General features: G+C 67.8%; 7 protein-coding genes. All 7 read left to right on the top strand.

The window, feature by feature from the left end; translation table 11 throughout:
- Positions 1-206: 206 nt before the first annotated feature.
- The 7 genes from ltrA (at position 207) to ACFLIM_RS40465 (ending at position 8,907) form a co-directional block, all read left to right on the top strand.
- Positions 207-1,448, top strand: a complete 1,242-nt coding sequence (gene ltrA, locus ACFLIM_RS40495) for a group II intron reverse transcriptase/maturase (protein ID WP_393174296.1) — start codon at positions 207-209, stop codon at positions 1,446-1,448.
- 585 nt (positions 1,449-2,033) lie between these two features.
- Positions 2,034-2,813, top strand: coding sequence for an IclR family transcriptional regulator (locus tag ACFLIM_RS40490; protein WP_393174294.1), 780 nt, complete (start codon positions 2,034-2,036; stop codon positions 2,811-2,813).
- Positions 2,810-4,114, top strand: coding sequence for an aspartate aminotransferase family protein (locus tag ACFLIM_RS40485; RefSeq protein WP_393174292.1), 1,305 nt, complete (start codon positions 2,810-2,812; stop codon positions 4,112-4,114). The genes ACFLIM_RS40490 and ACFLIM_RS40485 overlap by 4 nt, the downstream gene beginning before the upstream one ends.
- Entirely contained in the window at positions 4,111-5,154 is a 1,044-nt protein-coding gene (locus ACFLIM_RS40480; protein WP_393174290.1) for an ABC transporter ATP-binding protein, read from the top strand. Before ACFLIM_RS40485 ends, ACFLIM_RS40480 begins: the two co-directional genes overlap by 4 nt.
- A gap of 15 nt (positions 5,155-5,169) precedes the next feature.
- A complete protein-coding gene (locus ACFLIM_RS40475) occupies positions 5,170-6,267 on the top strand; it encodes an ABC transporter substrate-binding protein (protein WP_393174288.1) in 1,098 nt (365 codons plus the stop codon).
- A gap of 13 nt (positions 6,268-6,280) precedes the next feature.
- Positions 6,281-7,987, top strand: a complete 1,707-nt coding sequence (locus ACFLIM_RS40470) for an ABC transporter permease subunit (protein ID WP_393174286.1) — start codon at positions 6,281-6,283, stop codon at positions 7,985-7,987.
- Complete coding sequence (locus ACFLIM_RS40465) at positions 7,984-8,907, top strand: succinylglutamate desuccinylase/aspartoacylase family protein (RefSeq protein WP_393174284.1); 924 nt, start codon at positions 7,984-7,986, stop codon at positions 8,905-8,907. The genes ACFLIM_RS40470 and ACFLIM_RS40465 overlap by 4 nt, the downstream gene beginning before the upstream one ends.
- The last annotated feature ends 206 nt before the right edge of the window (positions 8,908-9,113 follow it).

Raw genomic sequence — 9,113 nt, 5'->3', positions numbered from 1 at the left:
CATGTTTGCTCACTGGAAATGGGTCTCGGGTGCCTGGGGACCAGGATGACAAGAGCCGTGTAAGTCGAGAGGTTTACGCACGGATCTGTGGGAGCCGGGAGGGGAGGTTCCTCCCGGCTACCCGACCCCGGTAACGCGGGTGGAGCGAAGGGGGCGGGTCATCCTGGTCTGTTTGGTGGTCAACCGGCGCTGCCGGGAGGAGTCAGGTGAGCGGACCGAAGTCGTTTGAGATTTCCAAGCACATGGTTTATGAGGCGTATCGGAGGGTGAGGGCGAACAAAGGTGTGGCGGGTGTCGACGGGCAGTCGATCGAGCAGTTCGAACAGGACCTGAAGGGGAATCTGTACAAGCTGTGGAATCGGATGTCGTCGGGGTGTTATTTCCCGCCGCCGGTGCGGATGGTGGAGATCTCCAAGCCGGGAGGTAAGGGGGTCCGGGTTCTCGGTGTGCCGACTGTTGCGGACCGGATCGCGCAGACGGTGGCGGCTATGGCCTTGGAACCGGAGGTGGAGAAAATCTTCCATCCCGATTCCTATGGGTATCGGCCCCGCAAGAGTGCGCTGGATGCGGTGGGGGCGTGCCGGGAGCGTTGCTGGCGGACCGACTGGGTGATTGATCTCGATATCAAAGGATTCTTCGATAATCTCGATCATGATCTGGTTCTCAAAGCGGTAGCCCATCACACCGACCAGAAGTGGATCTTGCTCTATGTGGAGCGATGGCTGAAAGCCCCGCTCCAACGGCAGGACGGCACCCTGGATGCCCGAGATCGCGGCAGCCCCCAGGGCTCGGCGATCTCACCGTTGCTCGCCAACCTGTTCATGCACTACGCGTTCGATGCCTGGATGGCCCGGGAGTATCCGGCCATCGCCTTCGAAAGGTACTGCGATGATGTGGTGGTCCACTGCCGTAGCGAAGCCGAAGCGCATCGGGTACGGCAAGCGATCGCGCGGCGATTGGACGAATGCGGGGGGTTGCAACTGCATCCCGACAAGACCCGCATCGTGTATTGCAAGGACGGCAGGAGGCGTGGCTCGTACGAACACACCTCCTTCGTCTTCCTCGGGTACGGGTTTCGAGTGCGGATGGTCCGGACGAAGCACGGAGTGTTCTTCTTCAGCTTCAACCCGGCCATCAGCGACGAGGCCGCCAAACGCATCCGCGCGCAAATCCGTTCCTGGCGGCTACACCGACGCAGCCGGGCAAGCCTGAAGGACCTGGCACACGAGATCAACGCTGTCGTGCGAGGGTGGATCAACTATTACGGGCGGTTCTATCCGTCCGCGCTGGTTCCCAGCCTCAACCGGATCAACGACTACCTGGTCCGGTGGATCGTGCAGAAATACAAGCGGTACCGCGGCCGATGGATGCGAGCGCGAGACGCACTGGGCAGGGCCGCAGCGCTCCACCCCGGGGGTTTCGTCCACTGGCAGCTCTGCCGGCCGTGACCCGCAAACGACCGGATGATGGGAGCCGGGTAAGCCGAGAGGCTTAAGCCCGGTTCTGCGAGAGCCGGGGGCTGAGATGCCTCCGGCTACTCACCAAGCCGCATGTGAGTACTCGTGGAGCACGCCGCCGAGCCGGTCTCGTCGGCATATGTTCAGGTCGATGATTCGCTCGGGATCCGTGATGGGATTTGGGACAGGACGCAGCGGGGCCGCTTGTGCCAGGGCTTGGTGGGCGCGGTGCTGGTTGTTCCCAGACCGTGGACGGCGCGACCTTGATGCCGAGCGTGGCAGCTCTCCGTGGACCCGCCGATACACTGCAGGCCGCCGGCGAGAAGGTGTACGTGAGCGCGGACACGTCGCCTCCAACGTCACCTCGCAACTCGGCGCCCAGCTCGCCATCGAGATGACGGCGCGCGCGGTGGAGAGCGCCGGTTACCTGCGTGAAGGGCCGCCTGGCGGCCTGAGACCGTACTTGCACATGGCGGGCATATGGGAGTAGTGGTTTGAAACGGGCATGTAACAGCTTGTTGCGAATTCCGGCCTGATCTTGACATCTCGATAGGGACGTTCCTAAATTGCCGTCCAATGAACGCAAAGACTGTTCCACTCAGTGGAACTGAGTCCCGAACCAGCTATCTCGCTCGACTGCTGGACGTGCTGGACGTCGCGGTCACCCATGACCACGCCCCCCTGCAACTCGGCGAGATCGCCACGGCGGCGGACGTTCCCCCGTCCACCGCGTCGAGGCTGGTCTCGCTCCTGGTTGAGCGCGGTTTCCTGGTGCAGATCAGCGGATCCGGCTACTCGGCAGGCCCCAGGCTGCTGCACCTGGCCGTGCGGACGCTCGACCAGGTGCACGCGGCCGACCGGCTGAAGGCGTCCGTAGAGGCGCTGGCCGAGCAGACCGGCGAAAGCGCGACCGCCGGGCTGCTGGTAGGCGATGAGATTGTGCTGGTGGCGCGGAAAGAGCCCGCGCACTCGTTGCGGGCCGTGGCACGCGTCGGTGACGTGCTCAACCCGTACACGTCGGCGATGGGCAAGGCCGTGCTGGCGATGCTGCCCGTCCAGCGGCAGCTCGAGATCCTGCGCACCGCGGTCGGAGACCAGGCCGAGCAGGCGCTGCGCGAGGTGGAGGCGGAGCTGGCGACCGCCTGCGCGGAGGGATTCGCCGTCGATGAGGAGAGTTACGCGATCGGCCTGCGGTGCCGCGCCACCGCGATTCTCGACCGGTCGGGGCACGCCGTGGGCGGCATCTCGATCGCGGGTCCTGCGGCGCGCTTCACCCGCGAGAACGCGAACGCCTGCGTGCCCGCGCTCCTGGCCGAGGCCAGGCGGCTCTCCCTGGAGATAAGGAGCAAAAGTTGACCACGTCGCAGGCGCTCTTCCAGCGTGCGAGCCGGTACGTGCCCGGCGGGGTGCATTCCAGCACCCGCTTCCAGGCGCCCCACCCCCTCTACTTCAGCCGGGCGGAAGGCCCGTACCTGTGGGACGTCGAAGGCGACCGCTACCTCGACTGCACCATGGGCAACGCGTCCGTGATGCTCGGCCACTCCCACCCGGACGTGGACGAGGCGGTCACGGCCGCGGTGCGCCAAGGGCTGACCACCGGGGTGGAAACCGAGGCCGCGGTGAACGCGGCAGAGCGGCTCGCCGGGATGATCCCGGATTTCGGCCGGGTCAAATTCGCCAACACCGGCACCGAGGCCCTGATGCACGCGCTCGCGATCGCCCGGCACACCACGGGCAGGGAGCGGGTGGCCAAGGCCGAGGGGGCCTACCACGGCTGGCTCGACCCGCTGTGGGTCTCGACCTGGCCGGCCCCCGACCAGCTCGGGCCCGCTGACCGGCCGGCGGCGCCGCCCAGCTCGGCGGGTCTGTCGCGGTCGGCCCAGGGCACCGTGGTCCTGCCGTTCAACGACCTGGCCGCCACCGAGCGGCTGCTGCGCAAGCACGCCTCCGACTTGGCCGCGGTCGTCGTGGAACCCATCCTCATCGACATCGGCTACATCCCGGCGACCGGCGAGTACCTCCGGCTGCTGCGCGACCTGACCGCCGAGCTGGGGATCGTGCTGATCTTCGACGAGCTGCTCACCGGCTTCAGAGTCGCCCCCGGCGGCGCCCGCCAGGTGTACGGGATCACCCCGGACCTGACCACGTACGGCAAGGCCATCGCCAACGGCTACCCGCTGGCCGCGGTCGAGGGCCGCGAGGACCTGATGGCCACCACCGACCCGTCGAAGGGCGGCCCGGTCGGCTGGGTCGGCACCTACAACGGCCATGGCACGGCGGTGGCCGCGGCGGCGGCGACCCTACCGCTGCTGGCCGATGGCTCGGCCCAGGCGTACCTGGACGTACTCGGCGCCCAGGTGCGGGAGGGCTTCGCCGAGCTGTCGCGCCGGTTCGGCATCCCCGCCGTGGTCGCGGGCGCGGGAGGCCACTTCCAGCCGTACTTCCTGACCGGCTCGCCCACCGGCTACCGCACCGCGATGGTCAGCCACGCGGCACGCTACGCGGCCCTGCACCGGGTCGCGCGCGAGCACCGCATCCTGCTACCCGCCAAGCCGCTGCTGCACGCGGCGCTCTCCACCGCGCACACCGAGACCGACGTCGCGGCCCTGCTGAAGGCGGCCGAGGAGGCGTTCGCGGAGATGAGGAGCATGACATGAACAGCAGCACGCCCGACGCGGAGCTCCGCGGCGTCCGCAAGGTCTACGACAACGGCGCCAGGGGCGTCGAGCAGGTGGACTTCACCGTGACCAAGGGGGAGTTCTTCTCCATGCTGGGCCCCTCTGGCTGCGGCAAGAGCACGACGCTGCGGGTCCTGGCGGGGCTGGAGGAGCCGACCTCGGGTGAGGTACTGATCCGCGGCGAGTCGATGCGGGGCCGTCCCTCGCACCGGCGGCCCACGAACATGGTCTTCCAGCGCCTGGCCCTGTTCCCGCACCTGACCGTGGCCGACAACATCGCGTTCGGGCCGCGGCTGCAGCGCAAGCCGGGCAAGCGGGTCGGCGAGATCGTCGGCTCGATGCTGGAGTTGGTGGGCCTGGCCGGGTTCGGCAGGAGGTACCCGGCCCAGCTCTCGGGCGGCCAGCAGCAGCGGGTGGCCATCGCCCGTGCGCTGGCCAACGAGCCGGCCGTGTTGCTGCTCGATGAGCCCCTGGGCGCGCTGGACCTGCGGCTGCGGGTGCAGATGCAGCAGGCGCTCAAGCGCATCCAGCACGATTCGGGCACCACGTTCGTCTACGTCACCCACGACCAGGTGGAGGCGCTGACGATGTCGGACCGGATGGCGGTGATGAATGAGGGCCGCATCGAGCAGATCGGGCTCCCGGCCGAGCTCTACCGGTCGCCCGCCACCACGTTCACCGCCACCTTCCTCGGCGACACGAACCTGTTCGAGGGCGACAGCCGGGGAGACCTGCTGGAGTCGCCCGGCATCAGCATCAAGGTCGCGGGCGGCGGGCGGGCGGTGTCCGTACGGCCCGAGCACGTCGCCATCGGAAAGGACCTGACGTGCGCCAACCGCTATCACGGGCGGCTCGAAGACGTGATCTTCCAGGGTGCGAGCACCCGCTATCACGTCCGGCTCACCTCCGGGGTCCTGGTGATCTCCGAGCGGCGCGAAGAGACCGGATCCCCCCTGGCCGTCGGCGATGACGTCGAAACCGGCTGGGACGTGGACGCAGGTGTCGTCCTCAACCAGTGAGGGAGTTAGATCGAAATGACCGCTATTTCACGACGCCGGTTCCTAGGCACCACAGTCGGAGCTGCCGGCCTGGCGCTCGCCACGGCCTGCGGCAGCGTATCCCCGAAGTCCACCGCGCCCTCGGCGTCGAAGGGCGGCAAGCTCACGCTGACCATGTTCGCCTTCCTCGGCGGCGACCTGGGCAAGATGCCCAAAGAGTTCGCCAAGGAGTACATGGCCTCCCACAACAACGTCGAGATCAAGATCTACGAGCAGTCGAACTCCGTCGGCTACACCAAGATGCTGGCTCAGAAAAAGGCCGCCCCCGACCAGCCGCTGGTCAACTTCGGCTTCTTCAACGCCCAGACCTCCATCCAGGGCGCCGACGACAAGATGTTCACCAAGCTCGACTACGCGGCGATGAGCAACGCGGCCGACATCGACGAGCGCTTCCGATACGACAACGGCATCGGCATCGGCATCGGGATCGATCAGCTCGGCCTGCTCTACAACAAGGACAAGATCTCCCAGGCGCCCGGTTCCTGGGCCGACCTGTGGAACCACGCCTACCGGGGACAGGTCTCGTTCTTCTCCTTCCCCTGGTACGCCGTCTACATGGCCGCCAAGCTGAGCGGCGGCGGGCTGGACAACATGGAGCCCGGCTGGGAGCTGTGGAAGCGCGAGGCCAAGCAGATCCGCCTGCTCGTGGAGTCCAACCCGCAGTACCTCAACGTGCTCAGCAACGGCACCGCGCCGCTGACCTCGTACTTCGCCGGGACCGGCCAGCAGTGGATCAACTCCGGCGCCCCGCTCTCGTACGTCGTGCCCAAGGAGGGCGCGATCCCGCTGCCGGTGAACCTCCAGGCCGTCGAGGGCCAGTCGCAGAGCCAGCTCGAAGCCATCCACGACATCATCAACGAGATGCTCTCGCCCAAGTGGTGCACCCGCTGGGCGGAGACCAGCGTCGAGGTGCCCGCCAACACCAAGACGGAGCTGCCGCAGAGCCTGGCCGGGCTGCCCGCCTTCAGCAAGGCGACCAGCGACGGGTTCCAGCAGATCGACTACACCATCGTGGGGCGCAACAACGCCGAGTGGCAGAAGCGCTGGGAAACCGACGTCGCCTCGAGCATTTGAGGGGCGCGGCGACATGCGCAGACATCGCACGGCATACCTGCTGGCGGCCCCCAGCGTCGTGCTGCTGGCCGGTGTGTTCGTCGGGGCCATGCTCACGCTGCTGGAGTACAGCTTCCACCAGTACCTGCCCGACGGCACCGACATCGCGGGCACCACCGTCACCTGGCAGGCGTTCCTAACCGGCGGCTACCACTGGCAGATTGTCAGGGAGACCGTCCTGCTGGGCCTGATCACCACGGTCGTCGCCGCCCTGATCGGCTATCCCACGGCCTATGCCCTGCACCGGGTACGGCGTTCTGGCTGGCGTTACGTCGGGCTGTTCATCATCTTCGCGCCGCTGCTGACGAGCGTCGTGTCCCGCACCTACGGCTGGGAGCTGATCCTGGGCGACAGCGGGGTGCTCAACAGCGTCCTCGGGACGATCGGGCTCGGCCCGGTGGAGGTGCTCTACCAGCGCGCCTCCGTGGTGATCGCGCTCGTGCACATCCTGCTCCCGTTCATGGTGTTCCCGATCACGCAGTCGCTCGGGCAGCTGGACCCGGCGTTCGGTGAGGCGGCAGGGGATCTCGGCGCGGGCTCGTTCCGGCGCTTCCTGAAGGTCACTCTGCCGCTGACCACGCCCGGCCTGATCGGCGGGGCGCAACTGGTGTTCGCGCTCTCGATCAGCTCGTTCTCCACGCCCAGCCTGCTCGGCGGCGGGCGGGTGAACGTGCTGGCCACCGAGATCTACGACAACGTCAACAACGTCGACTGGCCGATGGCGGCGGTCTCCTCGTACGTGCTGCTGGCCCTGGCCGTCGTCGCGCTCGGCGTCTTCGGCTGGCTGCAGCGCCGTGCCGGGCGGGCCGAGCAGGGCGGCGTGACGGCGGCGGGCGCCGCTCCGGCCGGCGCGCGCGGCTGGGGCGTCTGGCTCGCGGTCGTCTACGCGTTCGTGCTGCTGCCGCTGGTCATCATCATAATCAACTCGTTCTCTTCCGTCTCGTACGGTACGTGGCCGCCGCCGGGACTGTCGGTCAAGTGGTACGCCAACCTCTTCGAACAGGAAGGTCTGGGCGCGGCGACCTTGCTGAGCCTGGAGGTGGCGATCGCGGCCACGATCCTGGCCATGCTCATCGGTACGGCCGTCGCCGTGTCGCTGGTCCGGCACCGCATGCCGGGCCGCGGGCCGCTGCAGTCGTTCGTGCTCTCGCCCACCGTCGTGCCCAAGGTGGCCTTCGGCTTCGCCGGGTTCATCTACCTGCACAGGCTGGGCCTGTTCGGCGGGACCATCGGGCTCATCGTGACCCACACAGTGATGGTTCTGCCGTTCGTGGTCATCGTGGTGACCGCGGCGCTGATGCGGGCGGACGCCACGCTGGACTCGGCCGCCAAGGACCTCGGCGCCTCGCCGCTGCGGGCCTTCCGTCTGGCCACGCTGCCACAGATCAGGCCCGCGCTGATCGCCGCCGCCCTGTTCGCGTTCGTGGTCAGCTTCGACGAGGTCGACATGACCGTCTTTCTGCTCTCTCCCGACCAGAACACGCTGCCAGTCTGGATGTTCGTCTACATGCAGAAGTTCCAGGACCCGACGCTGGCGGCGCTGTCCACCCTGCTCATCGTTGCCGCGCTGGCGATCGCCGCGATCGTGGCGGTGCTGCTGGCCCGCTCCGGCGTCTTCTCCTCGCTGACCAACTCCGCAGAAGAACCCGTACAGAAAGTTAAGGAAGGAACCCCCGTATGACCGTCGAACAGATCCCGGTGACCACCCTGGCCAGCGGACACCGCCTGGAACTGACCGTGCGCACCTTGCGGGGCGCGTCCGAGGGCCCGCGCATGGTGATGTTCGGCGGCATCCACGGTGACGAGCCGATGGGGTCGGAGACGGTCCGCCGCCTCCTGGAGGCCATCGACCCGGCCGAGCTCACCGGCACCATCGTCGCGGTTCCCGTGGCCAACCCGTACGCGCACCAGGCGCTGACCCGCAACACGCCGCTCGACGGGGTCAACCTCAACCGCATCTTCCCCGGCTCCCGGGGCGGCAGCGTCACCGAGCAACTCGCCGCGGTGCTCTGCGAGATCCTGGACGGGGCCGACTACTTCATCGACTTCCACTCCGGCGGCAACTTCGCCACCGTGGAGTACGCCTACATCCACGACGCCGGCGCCGAGATGTCGCGGGCGTACGGCACGTCCCTGCTCTACCACGGCCACCCTTACATCGGGTCGGCCACCGGGTGGGCGCTGGACAAGGGCGTGCGCTGCATGGTCAGCGAGCTCGGCGGCGGCGGCCAGCGCATCGAGGAGTACCTCAAGCGGGGTATCGACGGCACGCGGAACGTCCTGCGCACCATCGGCATGCTGCCCGGCGAGCCGGTGCCCCCGCCGGCGGACCAGGTGATCGTCGAGACGCTGACCACGCTCAGCCCGTCCGTCGGCGGCACTGTGCTGTCGGACTTCGGCGCGGTGCGGCTCGGCGAGCGCGTCCCCAAGGGCACGATCCTCGCGAGGGTCGTCAGCCCGTACACCTCGGAGGAGCTCGAAGTGATCACCGCGCCGTACGAGCCGAGCATCCTGGTGCTCGGCCGCGAGCACCTGACCAACGTCGCCCCCGGCGACTACGGCTTCATGGTCGCCGACGGCGCCACCGCCAAGCCGGCCTGATCCCTGCCGCCGCTCGGCGGGTCACGCGCGATCTGTCGAGCGGCAGTTGCGCGGCCGCTACAGCGAGGATGTCCTTGTCCCGATCTCCCATCGGCAGCAATCGCAGCGCGGCGAAGGCATTCGTAACGGCGATATAGGCCAAGCGAAGGAGCACGGCCGATCATCCTGCCATGCCACACGCGGTTCCCCTCTCCTGGCGGGTGGAG

It is taken from the genome of Nonomuraea marmarensis, assembly GCF_043197025.1.
Classification (GTDB): domain Bacteria; phylum Actinomycetota; class Actinomycetes; order Streptosporangiales; family Streptosporangiaceae; genus Nonomuraea; species Nonomuraea marmarensis.
This window is presented reverse-complemented; position numbering and strand designations above follow the sequence as displayed.

Excerpts from the sequence above, each read along its gene's own strand:
- ACFLIM_RS40490 (WP_393174294.1), top strand. The coding sequence starts at position 2,034 with ATGAACGCAAAGACTGTTCCACTCAGTGGAACTGAGTCCCGAACCAGC.
- ACFLIM_RS40480 (WP_393174290.1), top strand. The coding sequence starts at position 4,111 with ATGAACAGCAGCACGCCCGACGCGGAGCTCCGCGGCGTCCGCAAGGTC.
- ACFLIM_RS40475 (WP_393174288.1), top strand. The coding sequence starts at position 5,170 with ATGACCGCTATTTCACGACGCCGGTTCCTAGGCACCACAGTCGGAGCT.
- ACFLIM_RS40470 (WP_393174286.1), top strand. The coding sequence starts at position 6,281 with ATGCGCAGACATCGCACGGCATACCTGCTGGCGGCCCCCAGCGTCGTG.
- ACFLIM_RS40465 (WP_393174284.1), top strand. The coding sequence starts at position 7,984 with ATGACCGTCGAACAGATCCCGGTGACCACCCTGGCCAGCGGACACCGC.